20 protein-coding genes are annotated in these 26,861 nt (G+C 48.5%); 18 read left to right on the top strand and 2 right to left on the bottom strand.

What is annotated here, in order from left to right; translation table 11 throughout:
- Entirely contained in the window at positions 1–1,053 is a 1,053-nt protein-coding gene (nadA, locus tag ACJJII_RS09985; protein ID WP_444895159.1) for a quinolinate synthase NadA, read from the top strand.
- A gap of 67 nt (positions 1,054–1,120) precedes the next feature.
- Here nadA and ACJJII_RS09990 read toward each other — a convergent pair whose 3' ends face one another.
- On the bottom strand, positions 1,121–2,629 hold the full coding sequence (locus ACJJII_RS09990; RefSeq protein ID WP_444919018.1) for a M48 family metalloprotease: 1,509 nt from the start codon (positions 2,627–2,629) through the stop codon (positions 1,121–1,123).
- Between the two features lie 192 nt (positions 2,630–2,821).
- Between ACJJII_RS09990 and ACJJII_RS09995 the strand changes: the two genes are divergently transcribed.
- The 12 genes from ACJJII_RS09995 to ACJJII_RS10050 all read left to right on the top strand — a co-directional run bounded on the left by ACJJII_RS09995 (position 2,822) and on the right by ACJJII_RS10050 (position 16,700).
- Entirely contained in the window at positions 2,822–3,115 is a 294-nt protein-coding gene (locus tag ACJJII_RS09995) for a sulfurtransferase TusA family protein (RefSeq protein WP_444919019.1), read from the top strand.
- A 23-nt stretch (positions 3,116–3,138) separates the two neighbouring features.
- Entirely contained in the window at positions 3,139–4,224 is a 1,086-nt protein-coding gene (locus ACJJII_RS10000) for an AI-2E family transporter (RefSeq protein WP_282934585.1), read from the top strand.
- A gap of 91 nt (positions 4,225–4,315) precedes the next feature.
- Entirely contained in the window at positions 4,316–5,419 is a 1,104-nt protein-coding gene (locus ACJJII_RS10005; RefSeq protein ID WP_444919020.1) for a phosphoribosylaminoimidazolesuccinocarboxamide synthase, read from the top strand.
- 210 nt (positions 5,420–5,629) lie between these two features.
- Entirely contained in the window at positions 5,630–5,956 is a 327-nt protein-coding gene (locus ACJJII_RS10010; protein WP_444919021.1) for a YceK/YidQ family lipoprotein, read from the top strand.
- Between the two features lie 1,137 nt (positions 5,957–7,093).
- Entirely contained in the window at positions 7,094–7,498 is a 405-nt protein-coding gene (locus ACJJII_RS10015) for a hypothetical protein (protein ID WP_444919022.1), read from the top strand.
- 396 nt (positions 7,499–7,894) lie between these two features.
- The gene (locus ACJJII_RS10020) at positions 7,895–9,121 is read left to right on the top strand and encodes a hypothetical protein (protein ID WP_444919023.1); all 1,227 of its coding nucleotides are present in this window, start codon (positions 7,895–7,897) and stop codon (positions 9,119–9,121) included.
- Between the two features lie 568 nt (positions 9,122–9,689).
- The gene (locus ACJJII_RS10025) at positions 9,690–10,517 is read left to right on the top strand and encodes a hypothetical protein (RefSeq protein WP_444919024.1); all 828 of its coding nucleotides are present in this window, start codon (positions 9,690–9,692) and stop codon (positions 10,515–10,517) included.
- Positions 10,518–11,355: 838 nt separating this feature from the next.
- A complete protein-coding gene (locus ACJJII_RS10030) occupies positions 11,356–11,697 on the top strand; it encodes a hypothetical protein (RefSeq protein ID WP_444919025.1) in 342 nt (113 codons plus the stop codon).
- A 562-nt stretch (positions 11,698–12,259) separates the two neighbouring features.
- Complete coding sequence (locus tag ACJJII_RS10035) at positions 12,260–12,985, top strand: hypothetical protein (RefSeq protein WP_444919026.1); 726 nt, start codon at positions 12,260–12,262, stop codon at positions 12,983–12,985.
- 353 nt (positions 12,986–13,338) lie between these two features.
- The gene (locus tag ACJJII_RS10040; protein ID WP_444919027.1) at positions 13,339–13,962 is read left to right on the top strand and encodes a hypothetical protein; all 624 of its coding nucleotides are present in this window, start codon (positions 13,339–13,341) and stop codon (positions 13,960–13,962) included.
- Positions 13,963–14,436: 474 nt separating this feature from the next.
- Complete coding sequence (locus tag ACJJII_RS10045; RefSeq protein ID WP_444919028.1) at positions 14,437–15,303, top strand: hypothetical protein; 867 nt, start codon at positions 14,437–14,439, stop codon at positions 15,301–15,303.
- Positions 15,304–16,067: 764 nt separating this feature from the next.
- Positions 16,068–16,700 (top strand): hypothetical protein, encoded by a 633-nt coding sequence (locus tag ACJJII_RS10050; RefSeq protein WP_444919029.1) that lies wholly within the window; start codon positions 16,068–16,070, stop codon positions 16,698–16,700.
- A gap of 262 nt (positions 16,701–16,962) precedes the next feature.
- Here ACJJII_RS10050 and ACJJII_RS10055 read toward each other — a convergent pair whose 3' ends face one another.
- The gene (locus tag ACJJII_RS10055) at positions 16,963–17,448 is read right to left on the bottom strand and encodes a transposase (RefSeq protein WP_444919030.1); all 486 of its coding nucleotides are present in this window, start codon (positions 17,446–17,448) and stop codon (positions 16,963–16,965) included.
- Between the two features lie 952 nt (positions 17,449–18,400).
- Here ACJJII_RS10055 and ACJJII_RS10060 point away from each other — a divergent pair.
- The 5 genes from ACJJII_RS10060 to aceE all read left to right on the top strand — a co-directional run bounded on the left by ACJJII_RS10060 (position 18,401) and on the right by aceE (position 26,857).
- Entirely contained in the window at positions 18,401–19,012 is a 612-nt protein-coding gene (locus ACJJII_RS10060; RefSeq protein WP_444919031.1) for a hypothetical protein, read from the top strand.
- A 456-nt stretch (positions 19,013–19,468) separates the two neighbouring features.
- Positions 19,469–19,996 carry a hypothetical protein gene (locus tag ACJJII_RS10065; RefSeq protein WP_444919032.1) on the top strand — a complete coding sequence of 176 codons (528 nt, stop codon included), beginning with the start codon at positions 19,469–19,471 and terminating at the stop codon, positions 19,994–19,996.
- Between the two features lie 801 nt (positions 19,997–20,797).
- On the top strand, positions 20,798–23,158 hold the full coding sequence (locus ACJJII_RS10070; RefSeq protein WP_444919033.1) for a marine proteobacterial sortase target protein: 2,361 nt from the start codon (positions 20,798–20,800) through the stop codon (positions 23,156–23,158).
- A gap of 2 nt (positions 23,159–23,160) precedes the next feature.
- Positions 23,161–23,739: a class GN sortase gene (locus ACJJII_RS10075; RefSeq protein ID WP_444919034.1), complete on the top strand. Its 579-nt coding sequence runs from the start codon at positions 23,161–23,163 to the stop codon at positions 23,737–23,739.
- 448 nt (positions 23,740–24,187) lie between these two features.
- Positions 24,188–26,857, top strand: a complete 2,670-nt coding sequence (gene aceE / locus ACJJII_RS10080; protein WP_282934210.1) for a pyruvate dehydrogenase (acetyl-transferring), homodimeric type — start codon at positions 24,188–24,190, stop codon at positions 26,855–26,857.
- The last annotated feature ends 4 nt before the right edge of the window (positions 26,858–26,861 follow it).

Raw genomic sequence — 26,861 nt, forward strand, 5'->3', positions numbered from 1 at the left:
ATGACTCATAAGTCCATTGCCGCAGACAAGGTAGATTCTCGCTCTTTGGTGCAAGCGCACCTGGCGGAGCCGGTAATGTCTCAATATAGCGAAGAAGAGCTGCAAGAATGGCGCGAGCGCATCAAGCGCTTGCTGAAAGAACAGAATGCAGTATTAGTCGCACACTACTATACCGATCCTTTGATTCAGGCCCTCGCGGAGGAAACCGGCGGCTGCGTTTCTGACTCATTGGAAATGGCCCGTTTTGGCGCTCAGCACTCGGCCGATACTCTGGTAGTGGCCGGAGTAAAGTTTATGGGTGAGACCGCTAAGATCCTTACCCCGAACAAGAAAGTACTGATGCCGACCCTTGAGGCAACCTGCTCCCTGGATCTCGGCTGCCCCCCGCAAGAATTCTCTGACTTTTGCGATCAGCACCCGGACCGCACCGTGGTGGTTTACGCCAATACTTCTGCTGCGGTAAAAGCCAGGGCGGACTGGGTGGTGACCTCGAGTATTGCGCTGGATGTAGTGGATCACCTGGATGCCAATGGCGAAAAAATCCTTTGGGCACCTGACAAGCACCTGGGCGGCTATGTCCAGCGGGAAACCGGCGCAGACGTACTGTTATGGGATGGTTCCTGTATTGTGCATGAAGAGTTTAAGGCCAAGGGGGTTGAGGACTTAAAGGCCCTCTATCCGGATGCTGTGGTTCTAGTGCATCCTGAATCTCCCGCCTCTGTGGTAGCCCTGGCCGATGTGGTGGGTTCTACCTCGCAGATTATTAATGCTGCCAAGACCCGCCCAGAGAAGCGCTTTATTGTGGCTACCGACCAGGGCATTTTTTACAAGATGCAGCAGGAGTGCCCAGACAAAGAGCTAATGGTAGCGCCTACCGCCGGCGCTGGAGCTACTTGCCGCAGCTGTGCTAATTGCCCCTGGATGGCGATGAACTCTCTGGAGAACCTCTGCGGTGTACTGGAGCGCGGGGATAATGAGATCTTTGTGGACCCGGAACTGGGACGCAAGGCGATGATTCCGCTGCAGCGGATGTTGGATTTCCGCAAAGGTTAGCTCTCGAGGAAGTAGCGGTGAGTAAACAAAAAGAGCGGCCAGTGGCCGCTCTTTTTCGTTGGGGGAGTTACAGCTCCTCGATTCTTTCCTGCATTTTCAGCACATCTTTGAGGCGCTGTTCCAGGATGGCGTTGACCTGGTAATCGTCTTTTGACATGCGAATTCCATGGCGCAGGTGCTGAATAGCCTTGTCGAATATGCCGTTGAGAATGTAATACTCGGCTCGGGCTTCGTGCACGCCAACAATATCTCCGGCCAATCCGTGGGTCTCCGCCAATAGGTACCAAACTGCCGGGTCTTTCTTCCGCGTACGGCTATATTTCGCCAGCAGGCGCTCTGCAGCCAGGTAGTTGCCGGCTTTAAAGTGGGCATTGGCGAGGCCCATGATTAAGGCGTGGTCTCCCGGATTGCGATCGAGGGCCCACTGCAGGCGCTTGGTGGCACTGCTGTAGTCTTCTCGCAACAGATCGATATCCGCTCGGGCCAGCACATAGGCCGCTTTTGAGGGAGTTTTGTCTAACAGGGGCTGCAAGGTGTCCAGCGCTGAATCGGGCTTGCCTGCGGATACTTGGGCCAGGGCGAGGCCGTAACGGGCAGCATCTTCATTATCATTGATACCATTCAGCTCCGCGCTAAAGCGTTTTACTGCTTGCTGCGGCGTTGGTTCTGTGGCGAGCCGTACCCGGGCGCGCATCAGGTGATAATCCAGGTCCTCGCTGGGAGCCACTTTATCCATACGCTGAGCGCGCAACTTGGCATCGGCAATACGCTTTTCTGTAACGGGGTGGGTAAGGAGAAATTCCGGCGGGCGCTGGTAGTAGCGTGTGGCCTTGAGCATTTGCTCGAACATTTCACCGGCGGCTTCTGGATCACGCCCGGATTTGGCCAGGGTATCAATCCCGACTCTGTCCGCTTCTTGCTCATTCTTGCGGCTAAATCGCAGCTGGTTATCCAGGGCTGCAGCCTGGGTCGCGCTCATAGCTGCTATTCCCGCTTCACCACCGGCGGTAGCCGCCAGAACCAGGGCACCGAGCATACCGGCTAAGGTGGGAATTCTGCTGTTGCGCTGTGCTTCCAGAGAGCGGGCATAGTGCCGCTGGCTGAGGTGGCCCAATTCGTGGGCAACTACCGATGCAAACTGGTCTTCACGTTCGGCAAATAGAAATAGGCCAGTATGGACCCCCATGACTCCACCGGGGACCGCAAAGGCGTTCATGGTTTTGTTGTTTACTACGACAACATCAATTTCTTTGTCTTCCAGCGGGCTGTATTCGGCCAACTCCTTGACCATGCCTTCGACAAATTGCTGGATCAGGGCGTCGCTGGAAGTGCGAACCTGACTGCGAAAAATACGCAGCCACATCTGCCCCAGTTCTTTTTCCTGGGTGTGGGAGACGACCCCGCTGGTCCTATCGCCCAGTTCGGGGAGGCGGATTTCATCGCTGTCCGCGATGGCAGCAAACGGGACTGCGCCGAGTAACAACCCCATACCCAGGCTTCGCAGTCCTGCGCGAAGTCGATGGAGGATAGCTGAGGGGCGCGTTCGGTGAAGCAGGCTGTTTTTGGAATCAGTCATCTTGATTACTGCTCGGTCTGTCCATGAAGGATCTATAGTCCAACTCTATACGCTACCCCGTTGGACTGTCGAGGATTGGACTTAGTGGACCATAAAAGGTTCACACTTGCGCCAGGCGGAAAGTTAAAAAGCGTAAAGCCTGCGCGGGTTATGGCGTCTGGTTCGCGCTATAATCCCCGGCAATTCTGGTTTGTGACTAAAAAGGCAATGTCAGTAACTTCTTCTACCAATCAGCCCGATACCCAGACACCGAACTGGGACGCGGCCACTATTGTGGATGCAAGAAATCTGCCCTGCCCACAACCGTTACTGGCCATGCGCCGGGCATTGCGGGAATACCCAGAGGGAACGCTGCTTTGTGTGCTGGCCTCTGATGAAGGGTCCTGGCGAGACTTCCACAGTTTTGCATCTTTAAGTGGCCGGCCCCTGCTCCGCGCTGAGCGACGTAATAATACCTTTCAATATTGGCTGTACGCTGGCAAATGAATAAAGATAAATCCCGAGAGTCTATGTTATCGATTGTAAAAGGCTGGGTGAACCGCTACTTCAGTCAGGAAGAAGTGGTGCTTCTGGTTTTAATATTGACCCTGGCCCTGGTAGTTCTGGCGACTCTGGGCGCTGTGCTGGCCCCGGTATTCACCGCGCTGGTGATCGCCTTCCTGATGCAGGGAATGGTGCAAAAGCTGAAGTCCTGGCGTGTGCCACACTGGCTGGCGGTTACCCTGTCCTGCTTGGTGTTGGTGGGTACTATTGTGGCCCTGTTATTTGTGGTGCTACCTATTATCTGGCGTCAGTTGGTGCGGCTTGGGGCAGAATTGCCCAATATGGTGCAGCGCGGGCAGGAGCTTTTATTGTTACTTCCTGAGCGCTACCCGCGTTTAATTTCAGCCGGGCAGATCGATGAAATCTTCAATACCCTCGGCAGCGAGCTGGGCGGCCTGGGGCAGACACTGTTGGCCTTCTCCCTTACCAACCTACCCATTTTTGCCGGGTTGCTGATTTACGTTGTAGTGGTGCCGATCCTGGTATTCTTCTTCCTTAAGGATGCGGAACAGCTGATCCGCTGGTGCACCTCTTTCCTGCCCAAAGAGCGGCCCATGCTCCACCAGATTTGGCATGAAATGAATGATCAGGTGGCCAATTATGTGCGCGGTAAGGTAATAGAAATTGGCATTGTGGCTGCTGTCAGTTATGCCGCCTTTCTGCTACTGGGGGTGAACTACGCCCTGTTACTGGCAGTCGCCGTGGGTTTCAGTGTGTTGATTCCTTATATCGGTGCAGCGGTTGTCACTATCCCCGTTGCGGCTATTGGGCTTTTCCAGTGGGGGTGGAGTAATGAGTTTCTCTACCTGATGATGACTTACGGCATTATCCAACTGCTCGATGGCAACGTACTGGTACCACTGCTGTTCTCCGAGGCTGTTAACCTGCACCCGGTTGCTATTATCCTCGCGGTGCTGTTCTTTGGCGGCATCTGGGGCTTCTGGGGCGTCTTCTTTGCAATTCCCCTGGCGACCTTGCTCAAGGCCATTATGAGTGCCTGGCCCACCCATGAGCACCAGGTGGAATGGGAGGCCCGGCGAAGCTCGGAGTAATTGCCCGATATCTTTCTTTGTCTGTAGGTTGCGGTATTTGCTAGAATGCCGCGCTTTCTTTTATTTGGTCCCTTCAAATAGGTGAGAGCCCATGAGCCTGGCTGACAAAGTTCTAGCGGTCAATAATGACCTGCCGATCCGCACCGACAAGCCTATCCACAGTGGCAAGGTCCGTTCCGTATACTGGCTGAGCGAAGAAGACAGCCGCCGCCTGATTGAGGAGAAGGGCTACCCGGTTTCTCCTGACACTCCGCTTGCGGTAATGGTGATCTCCGACCGTATCTCCGCGTTCGACTGTATCTGGACTGGCGAAGGTGGTATGCGCGGCGTACCTGGCAAGGGCGCAGCACTAAATGCTATTTCCAACCACTGGTTCAAGCTGTTTAAAGAGCAGGGCCTCGCCGATAGCCACATTCTGGATATCCCGCATCCGCTGGTGTGGATCGTACAGAAGGCGCGCCCGGTTATGATCGAGGCGATCGCTCGTCAGTACATCACCGGCTCCATGTGGCGCTCCTATGAGAAGGGTGAGCGGGAGTTCTGTGGTATCGAGATTTCTGATGGCTTGCAGAAGGATCAGAAGCTGCCTAAATTGCTCATTACTCCCTCCAGTAAAGGCATTCTCAAGGGTATCCCCGGCGTGCCGGAAGCAGATGACGTTAATGTCACCCGCAAGAATATTGAAGACAATTTCGAAGCCTTCGGCTTCCGCAATGCAGGCGATATCGATCTGTACGAGAAGTTACTAAAAGAAGGTTTCGATTTGATTTCCGCAGAGCTGGAAAAGCTCGACCAGGTCTTTGTCGATACCAAGTTTGAATTTGGCTACGTCACCTCTGCCAATGGTGAAGAAAAACTGATTTATATGGATGAGGTGGGCACCCCGGACTCCTCCCGTATCTGGGACGGCGAACAGTATCGCGCAGGTAAGGTTGTGGAGAAATCCAAAGAGGGTTTCCGCCAGGCCCTGCTCAACTACTTCCCCGATGCAGATATCCTGTTGAACAAAGATCGCATGGATGAGCGCTCGGCTTTGGCTCGTGATAACGAACTGCCAGAATCTATGCTGATAGATCTCTCTAATACTTATATTGGTATTGCTGAGAAGATTATTGGTACGAAACTTGAGATATCTGATAATCCAAAAGCGGAATTGCTTGAAGTGTTGCGTAAGGATTATGGCTTGGTCGATTGATCTGGGCCTGAGTGCAACAATCTGCGCTTGCAAATTTCTTTGCCTGATGATTACTTTTTTCAGTCCCTGAATATAACAGGCAAGAAATTGTGCTCAGATACCAAAATTAAACTCTCAGCTGGGGTAGCCTAAAGTGAACTTTTCCTATGGTTTGAATCTAAGCTCGCTACTTGAATTAGGCTAAATCAAATAAAGATAAAAGGAGTTAAAATGAAAAAAATTATCGTAATTGCCCTAGCTTTGACGATGATCGGCTGCGGTACAGTCAAAACTGTTGGCCGCGACAACTATGCGGTGGGTAGTGCTTTAACAAGGGAAGGCTCTTATTGTAATAGCATGCCCCGCGTATATAGTGGCGTGGCTTACAATGTATGTAAAATGAACTCCAAACCCAAGAACTTTGGTAACATCATTTTGGCTTGTACTGTAGTTGACTCAATGTTCTCTGTCGTGCTGGATACAGCCGTGCTCCCGGTTACTCTTTACACCCAAAGCAAATATGGAAATTTTGAACTGCGAGAACATATCCGTTCGTAGAATCCATTTAAGATCGTAGCAATTTTATACACATTACTTAAAGCAACAGGCTCCCTAAGCAAGCTTCTATGAGAAGGTTGGGCTTGGGTGTTATTCTGAAGGTTAGTAAAAACCGGCGTGAGTGCCGGTTTTTTTATGGCTGCTACAATTCCACTTTCCTATCGCCTGCTTCCCTCTGTTTAATGACTTCAATATCCAATTTAAAAGTGGAGGGAAGTCAGTGAATAGGGTGATGTTATTCGGGCAGCGGTTGCATAAAGACGATCTGCTGTTGCCGAAAGAAATACTATTGCCGTCAGAAGACCGGTGGCGCTGGGCGCTGGTTGTTACTGGTTGTGGTAGCACTGGCGGTAGTCATTGCGGCAATCGGGCCAAAGGCCAATGCCCAGGCGACGCCCTCTTAGGGGCATGCCACCCAGCTGGAGTCCACAGAAATGGGTGTCAGTGCCGGTTGCTAAATTGGTAGATAGAAAACTATAGCGTTAGCGCGAAAGTAGGATGCCCATTCTTATATATAGAAAATTTTTGACTATGAAGGGAGCTCTTGATATTTAGAGAAAATATTCTTATTTTCAGTACTGATCAGTTTATTAATGGGATGTAATTATCTACCAACTTAGAGGCGGAGAGCCTTAAAGCTGCTAGGTGCGGCTTTGAGGGAGTAAAAATAGAGATAATTGCGTACAGGCGGCTAATTTTCGAGTAACAACAGTCATTTTGAGTTGTCCGCAATATAGTGCAGTGTTAAGGGCGAGTTTTCTAAAAAGCCCATAATCTAAAAAAACGGGTCGAAATATATAAGACGGGATGGCTAGAATTGAATACTATTTAGTTGAAATTGTATTTAGGTGTCAACTAAAAGGAGCGTTTCCTAAATGCAGGTTTCGAATACAGTTTCTAGAGCTTGACTGGAATAGGAAATGGCCGGATCAGTAATCTTTAAAAATACTGTGATTGCAGTTAACTCCCTCTGCAATCCGGTCAGTATCGAGAGTTATCCTATTCGGCGGTAAGTACTGCTGAAAATTAATGAGCCAGGCCCAAAAAATCTATTTTTTATACACTGGCATCCATGGGGGGAATTTCCGCCTGGGTAAGTTATAAAAGTCCAAATAAATTTGCTAAATTGAAGACGCCATGTTAATCAATGTAACAAAAATAACGAAAGATATAGAAACCCTAGATAAAAACATAGAGAAGCAAGAAGAGATTATAAACGAGCTGGATATCACCAGACTTCACGATGGTTCTGGCGAGCCTGCTAAATTATTTGAAGCGTATCAAAAGGCTAAAAATAAATTAGAGAAATTATACCAGTCAAGAGATTTTCTTACCGAGGGGTGGGAGCGTCTAGCGCGTAATTTGCCCGATGGCTTACAGCTTAACTTCTTGCGCGAAGAAGAAATGCCCCTCCCGGGTGAACGGACCTTAAAGAGAGTTGAGGTTAAATTAGCCCCTGATGCGACTAAAATCGTGGAACGAAAATGTTTCCGATCCTGGAGAGAGTATCAGGGATATATTAATAGGGAATCCACCCTTTAAGCTTGAGGCTCCCTAAGTGTAGGCATAAAAAACCAATAAAAATAGATGTTTGTACTTTGTGCAATATATTCTAGGTCAAGGTTTTAAGGGTTTTCTATAACAGCAATCTATTTGATATGCGAGCTGGCCAACTGGAAGCCAAAATTGACAATTTCAAGGGCGCTTCTATAAGTTGTGTTTTTCTCCGGTTTGCCGTCCCTCTATGATACGAAGTTTAGGGGTCTTAAAAAATAATTAACAAAGGCGCTTTTAAGGTTGAAAATTAAAAATCCTGGGTCAATTTTAAAAGGCAGGCTAGCTTAAAGCCAATAGTATCTTGGTGCCTAATCAATAAATAGAGCGCCTCACGGATGTAGGTATTAAAAACAACTTATAGATTGCAAGTAGGGTATATAAATGACCGGAACAGTAATTAGCAAAACATCTAAATTGGCGGTTAACCCCGCCGATGCTACACAGAATCGAGCCTTAGTCAAGTCGGCCGCAGGTGCCGCGGCAAAATTAATGGGCCAGGCCCGAAAGGCATTTTCCAATATACAGGTATCCATGGGGAGCAAGTTAAACCCCGCCCGGATATGTTATAAAGCTCCAAACAGACTTGATGAAATTAACGACAATTTGCTAGGTGACGTACAAAAAGCAAAGGAGGAGTTCGAGGCTAAAGGAAAAGAGGTTGCTGAGTGCTCTAAGGAGCTAAGGTTAATTTCAGAAGATATAAAAAAACAGCCGGATAAGACTTCTGAGGAGTGCAATAGATTAAAGCTTGAATATAAAGAAGGTGAAGAAAATTATAACAAGCTGAAAAAGGAAGAAGACGAGCTTAAGGAAATCTATATTCAGCAGTTTAAAGCACTGCCCCCTCCTAAACAGGTAGAATTGTCGCATGCTGATTTCGTGGAAAACTATAAACCGATATATGATGATCCTAATAAAGAACATCATAAGTGTCGAGATAGCTTCGATCAGGTTCCTGATGCGATGGAAGATTCTAAAGTAGAAGTAGAGCCTTCCAACGTCGAGAGACTAGTGAAAAGGTTAAAGGCTATAGACAAAAAACTAGCGGAGCGTACTCAGGATCTGAAGATCATTTCAGGTGCGATAAAAGGGCCGGTTGGTAGTATTAAGGAGTATGATGATCTAAAGGCGATATATAAAGAGGAAAATGAAAAATATAAAAAGCTGAAAATAAAGCGAGAAAACCTGCTTCATAAAATCGCCCCTAAGGTGTTTAATGCACCGCCTCCTCTTAAGCGTATAAATACTATGGGTAGCTTCGATAGGGCTTTACGTGCGATGGAACTTTCTGAAGCAAAAACTGAGTGTTTCGAATTCTTTGATGCTGAGTCCTCTAAGCTCCCCCCCAAGCTTTGGCCTCTAGTATCCCCCCTGCAGCCCCAGCGCACTCCGCCCCCCCTGCCCCTACCTCGTCGCAAGAGAAATCACCAGGCACAAGAACAACCTGCATCAACGGAAGACAAACGCACACGGGAGGCGGGAGGTACTTCGCAGATCTCCCCTGAAGACCGTCAAGACTCGTATGTTGAGCGTCCTGAGGAAGGTGAGAAACTAGCACCAGCGCTAAAGGTTGAAAAGACAGCTCGGGGAGAGAAAAACACTCCCTAGTTGCCTACTTGGTTGCGGGTAATAGGCGCAACGGGTAAGGGGGCAGGCAGAGCTGGCGCCGCCCCCGCGCAGGACACTGATGAGTGGCTATCCGCTGGGATACAGGGTTAAGTTGTGTTAATAAGCCGCTAAAAACGTACCTTTAAGGAGCCTCTGAATAACTCCGTGATATCTCTGGCATGCAGAGCGGTTCACAATCAAGGCGCGGCTTCGCAGGAATGTCTAGACCTTTCAAGAAGTCGCAACGCGGAGTGTGAATCGCTCTGCAAGTCCCGAAGGGCGGGCCTTGAAGGCCGCATCTGCAGCGTTGCAGCTCTTGCAAAGGACTAGGGCCATTCGCGGCGATGCGCCTAACATCTGCAGCCTTCAAGACCCGCAGAGGCATTACGGAGTTATTCAGAGGCTCTTTGAGACTAAAAAATAAAGAATCGGGGTCAAATTTTAAAGACCGGCAGGCTAAAAGCGAATAGTATCCGGAAGGAATGGTGCCTGGGTATCCAATTAATAAATAGATTGCTCTCTGGATTGACAGGCTAAATAGAACGTAAGGTAGAAATAGGATAAATAAATGGCTGGACCCGAATTAGCTAGGATTTCGAGGGCTTCCACCGAAAGAATTTCCATCCAACAGCCCCGCGAGGGGCAAGTTTTGCCTCAGCGGGGGGGGGCTGCTGCAAACTTAATCGGTAGCGCCAGGAGGGCATTTTTTAATCTGCTATCCTCAGTGGGGCAAAAATTAAACCCCGCCCAGATATGCTATAGAGCTCCGAATAATATTGATAACACCAAAGAGAGCTCATCATTACTTATGGGAAAAGTCGTGTTAATAGATGAGAATGGGCTCCTGGAAAGAGGTAGTCAGAACTTGCAGAAAAGCTTGAGAACCCCGGGGGAAGTGAGAGAATATATAGAAAGGTTAGAAATTTTTTTGCAAACCAGAGATAAAAAATATTTGGGGCCAAAATTCCAGAATTGGAGAATTGAAGATCTTCTAAAAATTGCTAAGGAGGATTTAGAAGAGTGTAACAAATTTTTTCAAAACTATGAGGAAGAATCGGTTGGGGGAGCAGCCAAATTTTCTGCTGACATATTGCAAAAGCCGGATCCTGAGTCCGCTAGTGCCAGGAATTTTCGGATCGCGGACCCCGATTTAAAGGTTCTTGTAGCAGAGGTTAGTGCAGATACGGGAGACACCCAGGTAGAGCGGCAAGTCGAACGTGAACCTGAGGTACGCCCCCCCGAAGTCCCGCCCAAAATACTAAACAAGAAGGGCATAGAGAATAAGATGAAGGACATATTTTCGAATAAGGATGAGAACAAGCTGCACCAGGAGGTGCAGAAGGTCTTAGAGTCGTCTGATCATAAGAAGAAGCGGCAGAATATGGTAGAGTCCTGATCATAGGACTGGCAGGCTAGCAAGGGATCAAGAAAAAGCCGTTAAATGATTCCGACTCGTAAGGTAAAAAAGCATAGCTCCTAATGCCGGTATTTCCCCTGCCCCAAACCGCTTCCCTGGCTAGAAGGCTTATAAGCTTGGGGATGCAGCTAAAACAGTCAATTGGCCTGGGACCTCCACCGAACTACTGCCAGCGCTAGAGGCTGAAAAGGCAGGTCGGGGAGAGAAAAAGGCCCTTAGCTACCTATTGAAAAAAGCCCGTACGGGCTTTTAGTGTTTCTCTGTAAATTTGGAAGTAAATGCACCAACAACTGGGGCTTGGTTGCGGGTAATAAGCGCAACGCGGGTAAGGGGGCAGGCAGAGCTGGCGCCGCCCCCTGGGATACAGGGTTAAGTTGCGTTAATAACCCGCTAAAAAGGCACCTTTAAGACCAAAAAATAAAGAATCGGGGTCAAATTTTAAAGACCGGCAGGCTAAAAGCGAATAGTATCCGGAAGGAATGGTGCCTGGGTATCCAATTAATAAATAGATTGTTCTCTGGGTTGACAGGCTAAATAGAGCGCAAGGTAGAAATAGGATAAACAAATGGCTGGACCAGAAATATCTAAAAGTTTAACGGTTTCCACAGTACGAAACTCTGTCCAACAGCCCCGCGAGGGACGAGTTTTACCTCAGCGGGGGAGCACTGTTGCAAACTTAATCGGTAGCGCCAGGAGGGCATTTTTTAATCTGCTATCCTCAGTGGGGCGCAAATTAAACCCCGCCCAGATATGCTATAGAGCTCCGAATAATATTGATAACACCAAAGAGAGCTCATCATTACTTACGGGAAAAGTCGTGTTAATAGATGAGAATAGGCTCCTGGAAAGAGATGATCGGGAGAGCAAAGATGAAATCCTTAATCGTGATCAGTCAGTAAAGACCATAGATAGATTGCAGAAGCAATTATCCCCTGATGATAGTAATTTACGAGAAGGACGTTTCGTGGCCTCGGAATCCACACGAGCTTCTACAGTAAAGGTTAATGCAGGTACGGGAGACACCCAGGTAGAGGGGCAAGTCAATGGGCAAAAACACTCATTCGAAAAACTAGTATCGAATATAGAGAATGATAATTGGATTAACTGGCTAAACGTGGATCCGCTAGCAGATTTCCGCGAGCCGGGTAAAGGCTTTTAAGCTTGGGGATGCAGCTAAAACAGTCAATCGGCCCGGGACCTCCACCGAACTACTGCCAGAGCTAAAGGTTGAAGAGGCAGGCCGGGGAGAGAAAAACACCCCCCCCTGGTTGCCTACTTGATTTCGGGCAATAGGCGCAACGGGTAAGGGGGCAGGCAGGCGTCTCCCCAACGTAAAACTGCTTGATGTGCTGCGCCAGGATTATATCCTGTTGTTCATAGATTCCTTAATTGGTACCTGAGAATAAAAAACCGGCCAAAGTGCCGGTTTTTATTATTGTATTTTAAAGGTGCAGCCCAAAAAAGCAGGTTGAAGATCAAAACTGGCAGCCTGAAGAATATTTCTATTTGCCCGGCGAATCGCCCAAAGCTACGGATTTGAATGATAAAAAAGCAACTAACAGAGGTGCTTTTAAGCTCAAAAACTAAAAAACTAGGTCCAGATTCAAAAGACAGATAGATTAAAAGCAAATAGTATGCGGGAGGAATTGTGTTTGGGAGCTCCATTAAAATATAGAGCATTTCCCAAATGTAAACATTAAAGTATAGATAGGATACATAAAATGCCTGTGCCAGGAATTTCCAGTGCTTCCACAGCAGCGATTAACCATCGGACAGCTGGGCAGCACCAGGCTTTACCCAACTCGGCTACCGGCACTGTTGCAAATTTAATGAGACGGGCCCGAAAGACATTTTTTAGTATGCTAGCATCTACAGGGAAAAGGTTAAACCCCGCCCGGATGCATTACAATACTGGTAAGAGCGAAAACACCCAGCCAGGCAGACTCGTAAAAAGTCAATCTAATGCAGAGGTTTTATCTGAAAAAAAGACGCAAAACCAATTCATAAAAGAAAAGCTGAGCTTCGCACAGTTTAATATTGCTCAACAGGATTTTATGTCGAGCTTTGATGGTGATGGATTAGTGCGCAATCGTTTCAGTTCTTCGGGAGACTCCCTTGCCATAAATGAAAAGTTTATGGAGGAGGAAGTAAAAACAATAGGGGATGATCTTGACGCGTTTTTAAAAGAAAGTGAATGCTGGTTAAAAGGGGAGTTAACCCCGAGTATTAAGCAGGCACTAATAAAGCAGATTCTTCGTGGGCTGGAAGGGTTTCATGGGCGCTTAAAAGAAGCAGGAGAGACGTATATAGCACAGAAAATAGAAGATAAAGAGATTAAGCGTCAGATGTTAGAGCTACAGAGTAATTTAACTGAAGCTACTAATAATTACACTATGGAATTATCCGACTTAGGTAATGATGAGTTTATATTGACGGAGGGGATGTAGTCCATCTTTCATTCTTCAGTCTAAATTATAGCCATAAACGACTAGCCAATTAGCAAAAGTGCCTTTAGTAACTAGCGAGATGACGGGTGGCCTCCAGGAAGTTATGGAGTCTATGACTAGACTATAAAGCACATGACTGTTTATTAGTTTTTATAAATTCTGCTTTATCGGGAGCCTTTGAATAACTCCGCAATGCCTCTACGGGCCTTCAAAGCCTGCCCTTCGGGGCTTGCAGGGTATCACGGAGTTATTCAGGGGCTCCATAGGTAAAAATTAATCATAAAAAGTGTCTCAAGGTATCAAAGTTTACTTCTGGATTTGTTGGGGCGCTCTGTGAAACGTAGGTAAAAAAAGTGTGTATCAAAAAAATCGGCAATAAATCTATTGATCGGAGCGGAGCAGCCCTCTCGTCAAAAGGTGATAGAAATTCAATAAAATCGTTTTCTGCAACACTGAAAGAAACTAGGTGTGCATTAAGGCCTGTAGTCAAAGCCCCTACTCCCCTTCCTAATAAAGTAAGTGCTGGTGAAAAGTTAACAAAGATTGATAAAAATAAAGAAAGTAAAGGAAGGGAGCTTGAGCGGATAGCTCAGGCGTTGAAGGAAGATCGGGCAACCATAAAGGCGTTGGATGAATTTATGTGCAAGTGCGATGTTAAGTTGAACAATTCCAAGAAGAAGCTAGCTGAGTTAAATAAAGCTCTTGAGAAAACAAGAACAGTGCACCTTGCAGAGGGTTTCGAAAAAAGCGTACAAATTCGGAGGAATATTAAAAATTTAGAAGACAATATTAAAAATATAGAAGGCAATATGAAAAGAGAAAATGGAAATCTGAAAGCAATTCTTGATAGGGTTATTCCAGCTTGGCTTAAGCTTGAGCAACGTTTTACTCTTGAGGAATTGAGCGGTGTTGGGATCAATATTGATTTTAAAGCGTTGAAGGAGTTAACTCCGGAGGGGGAAAATAATTCTGCATAACCGCCCTGCCTTGCCGATTGTTGGCAGTCTGTGAGACATACGTCACAATTGAATTTAAATTGATTTATTTTCACCTATCCAGTGCAGGATAGGTGTCGACTATTCTTTTTGAGGTATTCTGGGCAGCTAGATAGATCACCTTCATCAATTAATTATCAGAGTGAATTGCTTAATAAGCCTTGGTTTCGGGTAATAAGCGCAACGGGTAAGGGGGCAGGCAGAGCTGGCGCCTCCCCCAAGTAGGCACTAATGAGTGGCTACCCCCTGGGATGCGGAGTTAAGCCGTGTTAATAAGCCGCTAAAAAACGTACCTTTAAAACCAAAAAATAAAGAATTGTGGTCAAATTTTAAAGATCGGCAAACTTAAATCGGATAACATTCGGAAGGAATGGTGCCTGGATACCCAATTAATAAACAGATTGCTGTCTGGGTGTGCAAGTCAAATAGAGCGTAAGGTAGAGATAGGATAAATAAATGCCTGGACCGGAATCATCCAGTATTTCAGTGGCTTCCAAGGCAAAGGGTTCTATCCCGCAGCCCGGCGAGGGGCGAGTTTTGCCTCAGCGGGGGGCTTTTGCAAAGTTAATCGGTAACGCCAAGAGGGCATTTTTTAATCTACAGGGCCCTGCGGGGAGCAGGCCAAAATCCGCCCAAATAGATTCTAAAGCTCCGTATAAATTAGAGAGTATTTCATTCACTGAAGAGCAAGGCAAGCTGGGTGGAGAGGCTCGAAGTTCGATGGATGATAAGCAATGTCTTGCAAGCATATTTAAGGTTGATTTCACCGGCTATCAGGTAGAGGCGGAAGGCATTTATGAATCTAAGGTTGCTCCCCCCGCTCCTCCCCCCAAACCACAAGAATTGGGAATTCTTGACGGAGGTACTCTGTACGGCATAAAAAAAATAGTGCTACCAAATTTGGAAAAAGATATTAATGGTGCTATAGAGTCTATTGATAAAAAGCTGGAATGCCAGCGGTCGTATGATGAACTAATATCCCAACTGAAACAGAGGGAAGGTTCCTCAAAAGAAATCGGGGAAGATTCCTTGGATGAAATCTATGAGAATCTTGAATATAAAAGAATGGTATTAACCCATGGGTTGAAATGTCTGGAGAAATATGAAGGACGATTGGGTACTCACGACCGCAAGTTTCAAAAAATTAAATTTGCTGATGGAAAGGCTCCTTCTGTGCTACCTGAGAAATTTGAAGATATTTCTCCTATGCTAGATAAACTATATAGCACTTTAGACGAGGCGAAGCGTAGTTTCGGCACTCTGCGTAACGAAATAGAAGAGCTGATTAAGAATGTGGAAACCGGTATAGCATTCAGAGAGTAAAAAAGATGAGTTGATGAAAGGGGGCCTCCCTTGTACTTTATTGGTAAGATCTGTATGGGTATGGTTTGTTAGATATTGCGGCAGGAAGTTCAAACCGGGTTAGAAGATAAAATAGTTTGATTTCAAGCTGCGCTGAAAGTGTGTGCCGGTAGTTAGATGTAGTAGTCCAGACTTGATCTGACAGAGCACCTCCTGAAAAACCGATAACTGTCAGATCAAGTCTGAACAACGACAATTTATTACCCTACTGAGGGTATCATCCCATTTTTTAGTGAAGCGTTCTCGCTCCACTTGTGTTGCTGCTTCAGTGGTTGCGCTATAGGTACTTCCGCTTAGCCGTAATTGCTGCGGTTAGCCCTTATGGGTCGCCTACACCAGTAGTCAAGGTATCTTCCAAACAGCAGCTATTCAGCTTTGTGAGCATGGGTAGAAAGAACTTGGCTGGCTTTAGTTTTGGCGAGCCATCAAACCCATATCTCACTCCTGCCTTCCAGGATTATGTTCAACGCAACGCAGTTGGACCTATTGCCCCCTCATTTATTTTAGCTGATCTTCAGGATATTACACTTGAGATGGATCGTAGTTGACCACTACAGCTTGGCAACTGGTGCTTTTAAGCCCAAAAGCTAAAAAAATAGGTCCAGGTTCAAAAGACAGGTAAGTTAAAAGCGAATAGTATCCGGGAAGAATCGCATTTGGGCACTCAATGAATAAATAGAGTGCTCTTTGAATGTAAATATTAAAGTATGGATAGGATAAATAAAATGGCTGGATCGGGAATTCCCAATGCTTCTGCAGCAGTAGTTAACCGCCGGGCCGCCGGTCAGTATCAGGCTTTACCCACTGTGACCACAGGCACTTTTGCAAATCTAATGGGCCGGGCCCGAAAGGCAGTTTCTAATATGCTAGCCTCTATGGGAAGCAGCTTAAACCCCGCCCGGATATGTTATAAAGCTCCGAATAGAGCTGATAACCTTGAAAACACCCAGCCAGGTGATCCCCAAAAAGTATCAAGCAATTTAGAGCGTAACCGTTCCAGTTCTTCGAATACCTCCCTTGAAAGCGTCCTGGAAGATGATGTTCCAAAAGCACCAAGTAATTTAGAGCGCAATCATTCCGATTCTAATGAAGACGCCAGTTTAGATTGTAGCCTCAGGCTAATAAATCGTATGTTTCTAGACTCTGTAGATGACGCCAAAAAGGAGTCTTCGGATATACGAGAAGTATGTGAGAACCTGGAAGGCCAACAAAAGAAGTTAGAAGAACTAAAAGATAAGTATAAAGAGCATGGGGAATATTACCTTCTTACAGAGATGGCGGTAGAGACTCTAGCTAAAAAAATCGATGGGCTTAAGAAAATCCTCGAGGCTAAAAAGTCGAACTCGGGGGACCTCTGATCAAGCCGGCCTTTTTTCCTGAGAAATCTCAGTCGATCAAGAAGTGGGCTGTTTTTCAGGAAAAACGTCAATTTCGGCAATATGATCCTCTAATTTTCTACCTGAAGTCCGCTGCACACGGATTTCAGGCGCACTGCCCCCAGGCAGCCGAGTATCTTGTCCCTATCAGTAAGTTGGTAAAGCCTGCCAACAGGTGTGGGCGTTCCATATTTTTCGATAACCCATGATATCGAGTCTTGTTGTAGCCAAATTGGCACTTGATCTAACGATAGGGATGCTCCACTTTAGCGCTAATCTGTGCCTTCGCCTTGCCAGGTGCCCCTTGTCCCGGATGGGTTTTTAGCTTGCTCTGCTTCATCGCCATATACCAGTCCATCTTTCGTTCTTTCAGCCCTTCACGATTTTCTTTACCATGGAGGACTCGTTCTGTTGCTGTTCTGGATCGCGAGTATTTTCTTGAATTTTGCTGGGGCTTGGGGGCACTAATAATTGTTGCATCTACAATACAGCCTTCTTTCAATAGTATGCCCATTCCTTTGCGGTGTTTGTTAATTTCTTTAAAGATCTGGCGACCCAGTAGGTGTGCTTCAAGTAGGCGGTGAAACTTAAGAATAATGGTTTTATCTGGAATGGGCTTCGTGAGTGTCAGGCCCGCAAAGCAGCGCATGGCTTCAATCTCATAGAGAGTATCCTCCATAGCCGGGTCGCTGAGGTTATAAAGGAGTTGCATGCAGTGAATAGGCACCATGACCCTTAACGGGTAAGGGCGGCGATCTTTCCTGGCTTTGTAAAGAAGGGGTCAATGTTGTCTTCAAGCCCCCCCAGGGAATCAATAAATCCATCTGCTCAAGGAGCTTTTCTTTGCGAGTTTTGCAGCGTTTGTTCCGGTATTCGGCCTCTGCAAAGCTGGCTTGCTGCATGGCTTGTGTTACGTTAATTGTCTTGCGATAGGCTGTTTTTCTACCCCATTTAGGGGGCAAACTTATTCGGAGGTTCCTTTCGTAAACAATACTCAGGGGAGTATAGAAAAGCGGCCCTGGTACTGTCGCTCAAGGTTGGTGTAAGCGTTACCGTTAAACAGCTCGAATTGCAGCCTTCCCGGATTTACAGATGGCGAAGTTACATCAGAGTCGAGGGGATGCCGAGAGAACTGGCCACAGAGAGTGCTCGGCTGGTCATACTTCCTTCTCCTTTGCACTTCCCTTAGTTTAATCACTTAAGCATCAGTGAACTGCTGGAGCCTATACTGATGGATTTCCCCAGCATCCCTATAAGGATTGAGGGGAATATCCTAGGTGCGAAGCTGGAGATGCCGGGTATTCCCAGAGCGGAGTTACTTGAAGCCCTGGGCAATAAATAGGTTTTTGGGTTGATCTTTACCTGATTATAAAAATTAGTGGGGCTACTGTGTTTTAATAATCGTATTTTAGAGGCGCAGCCCAAGCAAGCAAACGGAAGGCCAAAAGTGATCAAAGTCTCCCTGCCCCCTTCAGCCTAAGTGACAGCCCAGGCGATCACCAAGTCAGTAAACTTATTTTTGGTAATTGGCGCCTTTGGGCCAAAAACTAAAATCTGGGGTCGCCCCCTAAAGTTGGGTTGGCTAAAAGCGAGTATTATCCGGGATAAATCGTACTTGGACGCTCAATTAATAGATCGAGCGCTCCCTGAATGTAAACACTAGAGTATATAGGATAAAAAGAATGCCTTTCCCTAATTCAAATGTTCAGTTTTGTTCCGATCGCTCCAGCGTCGCCACCGTCTCCACTTTGTCCTCAGCAGAAAATACTGCACCAAAGGAGGAGCGGTCTCAAAAGGGAGGAGGTGCTGCTGCAAATTTAAGGAAAAAGGTCAAGGAGGCAATTTATAAGAGGTTGCCCTTGGTGGGGCGACAGGCAAATGCAGCCAAAACTCCGAATAAAATTCATGCTAATAAAGTGGCAAAAAATAGTGAGCCTCTGGAACAGAATAAAATTAATACTAATAAAGTGGAAGAAAAAAGCGATCATCTAGAGGCGAAGAGAGCTGACTTATCTGATTTAAATAAAAAATTGATGGGGCTTCGTGAAGAACTTCTGAACTGGCGTCATATGTCAGAGGGGGAGCGAGCCGAGGCAATGGAGAAAGGGCGTGGCATATACAATGGGGTTAAGGAAGAAATTGACAAAATAGATGGTAGTGATGACGTAAGAGGACCTAATGCTGATCTTCAATTTGCCAAAGATGTATCCGCCGTGCAGCAAAACTTACGTCGTATATTTATAGCCCTCGGGGGTGATGTGAATTCTGAAAAACAATACTTTGAGAGTATGTGATCTGAGGGCGATTCCTCAACATTTGGGTATTAACCTAGCGACTCTATAGTTCTGTATGATGTCCAAATAAATATGGTTGATGCACTTCAGGGTTGAATACAGAAAAAGGTTTTTGGAAAGGCCTGTGCCCCTGAAATCTGCAAAATGCAGATTTCAGGGAGGTGAAAATGGAATAAATAGGTAGGGAATCCGATTTTTAAAAAATAGTCATTTCTTAACTGTGCTATACCGAATAGATCACTGGGAAACCATTTTTTTGGAGGTTCCTAAAGTTGAATGTAGGAGAATATTTCTATTTATCTGGATTGTTGCCCAAAGTCTAAAAAATCAGAGTCAAAATTGAAAGACAGGTTGCTTGAAAGCGGATAGCATTCGGGAGAATTGTATTTTGGTCTTCAATTAATAAATATAATAGTTCCTGAATGCAAACACTAAGGTATAGATAGGATAAATAGAATGCCTGAACCTAATTTAAATATTAGACGTACTTCCAGTCTCTCCAGTCTCCCCACTATAGTAAGTACTGCACCAAGGGAAGGGCGGTCTCAAAATGGTGAAAGTGCTTTTGCAGAATTAAGGAATGAGTCCTCTGAGGCTTTTACAAAGAGCTCTCCCTCTATGACGGGAGAGGCAAGCACGGCCAAAACTCCGAATGAAATTACTGCTAGTAAACCAGCACAAGAGCGTAAGCTTATGGAGACGCTAAGCGAAAAGGCATATCAGTTAACTAAGTCGTTGGAATATTTTGAAGATTATCAGAAGATGTTGGCAGATAGTCCGAATTTTTCTCCTAAACATTCTCAAACATCGACGCCCGCATCTCAATTCTTGCTCAAAATTGAATTGGAAATAAAGGAAATAAAAAAGAAGAGTAAGGGGATTCAAGAAGCTGATCCAGAGTTTAAGTCTCTCTCAGAAAAACTAAAAGAACTAGATAAAAAGATATTAGAACTAACTATGTTTGTCTGTGTGAAAGGCCTGTAATGGTGAAGGGATATGCAAGCTAAGGAGCCTCTGAATAACTCCATGATATCTCTGGCATGCAGAGCGGTTCACAATCAAGGCGCGGCTTCGCAGGAATGTCTAGACCTTTCAAGAAGTCGCAACGCGGAGTGTGCATCGCTCTGCAAGCCCCGAAGGGCGGGCCTTGAAGGCCACAGCTGCTGCGTTGCAACCCTTGCCAAGGGCTACGGCCATTCACGGCGAGCTGCGCCTAACATCTGCAGCCTTCAAGACCCGCAGAGGCATTACGGAGTTATTCAGAGGCTCCCTAAGTAACGGTCTAAACGGTTACCAAGTTAGCGAAAGTGCCTTTGCTAACTAACGAGGTGGCGGGCGGATTCTAGGACGATTAATTTATCAGTCCAGTAGACCAGATCTCGTCTGCTACCAGGCTATCGTTGAAGGTAGCGTTCCAAGAGGCTAAAAATAAATTAGGGGATCGAAGGTACTGCCAAGCGTCTTATTGTGAGATCCGTAACGGCATCGCCTTTTGGGTATTGCGCCAGGAAGTTCCTATTGGGCAGAGAAAAAATGTACTGAGCCCAAGGTGTGCTGTGATAGGTGCCGGTAGCCCGATAATTGGTATCCACGTCTAACTTGCTGACGAATACAGTGTATTCTTCCTTTCCCCGGTTCTGTTAAATTAAGGCGATAGGTGTATTAAGGCCCCTCGCCATATTTCGCCATAATTCCTCCCATTTCCCGCCCGATTCCCTACCTTCTTTCGCCAGCTCCTCCTTGTTTAATGACTTCAACATCCAATTTAAAAGTGGAGGTAAGTGAGTGAACAGGGTGATGTTATTTGGGCAGCGGTTCCATAAAGACGATCTGATGTTGCCGACAGAGGAATACTATCGTCGCCGCCAGAGGACCGGTGGTGCTGGGCGCTGGCTGTTATTTATTGTGGTGGTATTGGCGGTAGTCATTGCGGCAATCGGGGCAGAGGTCAATGCCCAGGAGCTTCCCTCTGTGAGTGATGCGATCCAGCAGGAGTTCACCGAGGTAGTTACTCTGGACGATGTAAAGGGCGGGGACTTACTTTTTACTGGCAATGAGTCCGGAAAGTATATTCCAGCGGTGCACCTGAAAAGTCAGGTCAGTATTTCCGTGCGGGGTCTGGTAGCGGAAGTCGAGCTTCAGCAGCAATTCAAGAATACCACCGACGGCTGGCAGGAAGCAGTTTATGCATTACCACTGCCTGAGCAAGCTGCGGTGGTGGGGCTTGAAATTCAGGTGGGTGAACGCCGTATTGTTGGCAAGGTGCGTGAGCGGAAAGAGGCCTCCAGGATTTATAAGGCTGCTCGTGCGGCGGGTAAGCGTGCAGCTCTTCTCGAGCAGCAGCGCCCGAACCTGTTTACCAATAAAGTGGCCAATATTGCCCCCGATGAGATGGTACAAATTAATATCCGCTACTTGCAGCCGGTTAATTATGACAGCGGCGTTTTTTCACTGCGCATGCCCACCACATTGACCCCGCGCTATATCCCTGGCAAGCCAATACCCTCCCAGGCGTTGAACGGCGATGAACAGGAGTTGGTGGCAGAGAGTAGTGGCTGGGCACTGCCCACTAATCAAGTGCCGGATGCTGCGTCGATAACTCCGTTTATGCAGCCAGCGCAGGAGCTAGAGGCACTGGGTAGTCATAATATTTCTATCGAGGTGGATCTGCATGGCGGACTGCCGCTAGCAAAAATCGATAGCCCCTATCACCAGATTGATATTGATAACCGAGGTGACGGTCGCTATCGGATTCAGTTGCGCGATGAAACAGCTGCAATGGATCGGGATTTCTTATTGAATTGGCAGCCGCGCGCTTCTGCTATGCCGCGGGCGGCATTGTTTAGCGAGAAAATCACAGCGCAAGAGGGGGTAGAAGAGCAGGCTGGTGCTTATCTGCAGGTCATGCTGCTGCCACCCAGCGACGGTACCTCTGCGCAGCGTTTACCGAGGGAAGTGATTTATGTGATCGATACTTCCGGCTCCATGTCTGGCAATTCTATTCGCCAGGCGAAGGAGAGCCTTACCCTGGCACTGTCTCGCCTGCACAGCAATGATCGCTTTAACGTTATTGAATTTAACAGTACAACCCGCGCATTTTTCCCGCGCCCGATAGCGGCGAGCGCGGAGAATATCCGCCGTGCGCGTCAGGAAATCGAAAACCTGAATGCGGAGGGGGGTACAGAAATGGCGCCGGCCTTGCGAATGGCATTCGGTCAGCAAATGCAGGACGACACCAGTACCGTTCAGCAAGTCGTATTTATTACAGATGGTGCGGTGGGCAATGAGCGGGCCCTGTTCGAGTTAATTAGCCAGTCCTTGCATAACGCCCGGCTGTTTACAGTGGGTATTGGTTCGGCTCCCAATAGCCACTTTATGCGCAAAGCTGCTCAGTTTGGGCGCGGTACTTTCGTCACCATCGGTGATATTTCCGAAGTTCGTGAGCGTATGCAGGCTCTGTTCGCCAAGTTGGAAAACCCTATGGCTACAGACCTGCAACTCAGTTGGCCCCAGGGAGTCGTCGCGGATGCCTACCCCAAGCGTATCCCGGATCTCTATAACGGTGAGCCTATGCAGTTGGTGGCCAAGGTGCAGGGTGATCTCTTGCAGGGAGATATCCAGCTGCGGGGCCGAATGGCAGGTAAACAGTTTGTGCGCAAACTCGCTCTGAAAGTAGAGAGTGGTAGCGATACTTCAGGCATCGGCAGTGTCTGGGCGCGCAGCAAGATAGATTCTCTGCGGGACCGGCAGCTTCAGTCAGGAGAGCAGTCGGATGCGGGGCTGGCTTTGCGCGAACAGATTTTGCAGATTGCCCTGAGGCATCAACTTGCCAGCCCCTATACCAGTTTTGTTGCAGTCGAAGAGGAAGTTGTGCGCAGCGCTGAAGAGAAGTTATCTCGCAGCTCGGTCACCAATATGGTGGCTAAAGGGCAAGTGCTACAGCGCCAGGCCTATCCGCAAACTGCTACAGGTCTCTACGGGCAGTTATTGGCAGCGGCGGTATTGTTGATGTTTGCGGCGATCTTCCAACGCGGTCGGGCCTTGCGCAGCAACTTGACCCGAGCCCTGCGCTCCTTCCTGCGCAGGGTTTTACCAGACCCCCGTCAACCCAGCGGCGCTATTCCTCTGCAACGGGGAGGTGTGTAAGCGTGGCTCGCTCACTGCTCTTTATGCTTTGCTTGGGAACGGGGTTGTGGCAGTTGGGTTCAGCCAGCTGGCTTCTGGCCAAGGCAGAATTGGCCCAAGTGTTGATTAATAGTGCTTGGGAAGAACAGCTACAGGGCGGGGCTCTGCAAAAGCCCTGGCCCTGGGCGGACACCTGGCCTGTGGCCAAGTTAAAGTTGGAAGGGCAGTCGCCATTAATTGTCCTCAGCGGCGGTAGTGGCCAGGCGTTGGCTTTCGGTCCTGGTCTCTTAGCTGGGTCCGGCAATCCCGGCGAGTCTCGCACCACGGTTATTGCCGCACACCGGGATACTCACTTTGCGGGATTAGAGCGTGTCAGGCGGGGTACCTCCATTTACCTGCAGGATAAACGCGGACGCTGGCATACTTATCGGGTTGCGGAAATGCGAATTGTGGACAGTGAGAGAGAGCGTTTGCCGATCTTTGCCGAGCGGGGTTTATTGCTGGTGACTTGTTACCCCTTTAATGCCCTGGCGGCTGGTGGCCCGCTGCGTTACTTGGTCTACGCTGAATATCAACCCGGTGGGGAGCTGGTTCAGCTGTGACTGATGTCTTTGTTTGAGACTCGATTTTGTAGTTCATTTTCTCAAAAATTCCACTAAATGTTCCGGCGAAACGGCTAAACGGCAAATAATTGTTTTGCTCTTTTGTTTTATTTGTTACTAACCGTCCTATCTGGAAAATTTTTTGTAGTAATACTACAATTCCCTCCGCTAACAACCGGGGATGGGGTTTTGTCCGCCAGTCTGCGCGGGCCCCGGAACAAATAATCACAGTCAAACTAGGCACTTGCGGCAATCAATTGCGCCGCTTTCCTCACCGTCATATTCGAGTAAAGATTCACAAACTTTGCATTTACGCCAACAAAGTTGGTGAATTGGCGGAACCAAGAAAAAAAGGAAGCTTTTTTTTGCTCGCGCTGTAGTTTGCCCGCGTACCGATTTTTGAGAAATAGACCGACTCGACGTCGCCTAATTCGCCGAGGAGCACTTGATGCACGAAGATACCGATAACCTCGAAACGCAGGAGTGGCTGGACGCGCTGCAAGCGGTTATCCGCTATAGCGGCAAAGAACGCGCAGCCTTCCTCCTGAAGCAGCTGTCTGACCGCGCTACCGATGTAGGCGTACAATTGCCTGCGGCAATCACCACTCCCTATCGCAACTCCATTCCGCCCAATGCGGAAAAGCGTATGCCTGGCGACTTATTTATGGAGCGCCGCATTCGCTCCCTGATTCGCTGGAATGCCCTGGCGATGGTGGTACGTGCCAACCAGAATGACGATGGCCTCGGTGGCCATATCTCCAGTTTCTCCTCTGCGGCCACACTCTACGATGTGGGCTTTAACTACTTCTTCCGTGGCAATGAAGGTGAAGAGCGCGGCGACCTGATTTTCTTCCAGGGCCACAGCGCACCGGGTATTTATGCTCGCTCCTACCTGGAAGGGCGTTTTGATGAAGAGCAGCTGGACAACTTCCGCCGTGAAGTGAACGGCAATGGCCTGTCCTCTTACCCGCACCCCTGGCTGATGCCGGAGTATTGGCAGTTCCCCACAGTTTCCATGGGATTGGGGCCGATCCAGGCGATTTACCAGGCGCACATTATGCGCTACCTGTCTGCCCGCGGCCTGTCCCCGCGCGGCGATCGCAAAGTGTGGGCTTTCCTTGGTGACGGTGAGTGTGACGAGCCGGAAACCCTGGGCGCAATTTCCCTGGCCGGCCGCGAGCAATTGGAAAACCTGGTGTTCGTGGTTAACTGTAACCTGCAGCGCCTGGACGGCCCGGTACGCGGCAACGGCAAGATCGTGCAGGAGCTGGAAGGCGTATTCCGCGGTGCCGGTTGGAATGTTGTCAAAGTACTCTGGGGTCGCCTATGGGATCCGCTGCTGGAGAAAGATGACAAAGGCCTGTTGCAGAAAGTCATGGACGAAGTGGTCGATGGCGAGATGCAGAACTTCAAGGCCAACGGCGGCGCTTATACCCGCGAGCACTTCTTCGGCAAATACCCGGAGCTGCTGGAGCTGGTTAAGGATATGTCCGACGATGAGATTATGAAGCTCAATCGCGGCGGCCACGACCCCTATAAAGTCTACGCAGCTTACGCGTCGGCGATGGCCCACAAAGGCCAGCCCACCGTGATCCTGGCCCAGACCGTTAAAGGTTACGGCTTGGGCTCCGCCGGTGAAGCGGCGATGGATACCCACTCTGTGAAGAAGCTGGATCTGGATTCCCTCAAGCGTTTCCGCGATCGCTTTGCCATTCCGCTCACCGATAAAGAGCTGGAAGAGGTCCCTTACTACCGCCCATCTCCGGACAGCCCGGAAATGAAATATATGGCGGAGCGCCGCAAGGCCCTGGGCGGTCCGGTTCCCCGTCGCCCGGTTGAGTGCCCGAAACTGGAAGTTCCCGGTCTCGATGCCTTCAGCGCACTGACCAAAGGCTCCGGTGAGCGCGAAATCTCCACCACCATGGCATTTGTCCGCGCTATCGCAGCCTTGGTAAAAGACAAGAATATCGGCAAGAACATTGCGCCGATCGTTCCCGATGAAGCCCGTACCTTTGGTATGGAAGGCCTGTTCCGCCAGCTGGGTATCTATTCCTCCCAGGGGCAGCGCTACACCCCGGTGGATCACGGCCAGATCATGTATTACAAGGAAGATAAGAAAGGCCAGGTGCTGGAAGAGGGCATCAACGAAGCCGGTGCCATGTCCACCTGGATGGCGTTGGCTACTGCCTACAGCAACCACGGCGTGCCGATGGTGCCTTTCTATATCTACTACTCCATGTTCGGCTTCCAGCGTATCGGCGACCTGGCCTGGGCCGCTGGCGATATGCAGGCGCGCGGCTTCCTGATCGGTGCCACTGCTGGCCGTACCACCTTGAACGGTGAGGGTCTGCAGCACCAGGATGGCCACAGCCACGTACTGTCCTCCACTATCCCCAACTGCCGCAGCTACGATCCGGCTTACGGTTATGAGCTGGCTGTAGTTATGCAGCGCGGCTTGAAAGAGATGTACGAAGAGCAGAAGAACCTCTTCTACTACATCACTATCGAGAACGAAAACTACCTGCAGCCGGAAATGCCTCAGGGCGTGGAAGAGGGCATTATTCGCGGTATCTACAAGCTGCAGTCCAACGTCAAGAAAGGCGCCAAGGGCAAAGCGGCGAAGAAACATGTACAGCTGATTGGTGGCGGTACTATTTTGCGCGAAGTACTGGCAGCGGCGGATATCCTCGCCGACCAGTTCGGTGTGACCTCCGATGTCTGGAGCCTCACCTCCGCTGTGGAATCGGCCCGTGAAGGCCAGGATGTGGCGCGCTGGAATATGCTGCACCCGGAAGCCGAGCCGCGCAAAGCCTGGATCACTGAGCAGTTCGAAGGCAATACCTCCCCAGTTATCGCCTCCACCGACTACATCCGTTCCTATGTGGAGCCACTGCGCGAATTTATCGACGGTGAACTGACCACCCTGGGTACCGATGGATTCGGCCGCAGTGACAGCCGCGAGCAGCTGCGTCGCTTCTTCGAAGTGGATCGCAACTACGTGGTGATCGCCGCACTGAACGGCTTGGCCAAGCAGGGCGTTATTGATGCGAAAGAGGTTGCGGAAGCAATCGTGAAGCTCAATATCGACGCCGAAAAAGTTAATCCACGCATCAGCTAAGAGA

The sequence above is a fragment of the Microbulbifer maximicatervae (SeqCode) genome (assembly GCF_052467825.1).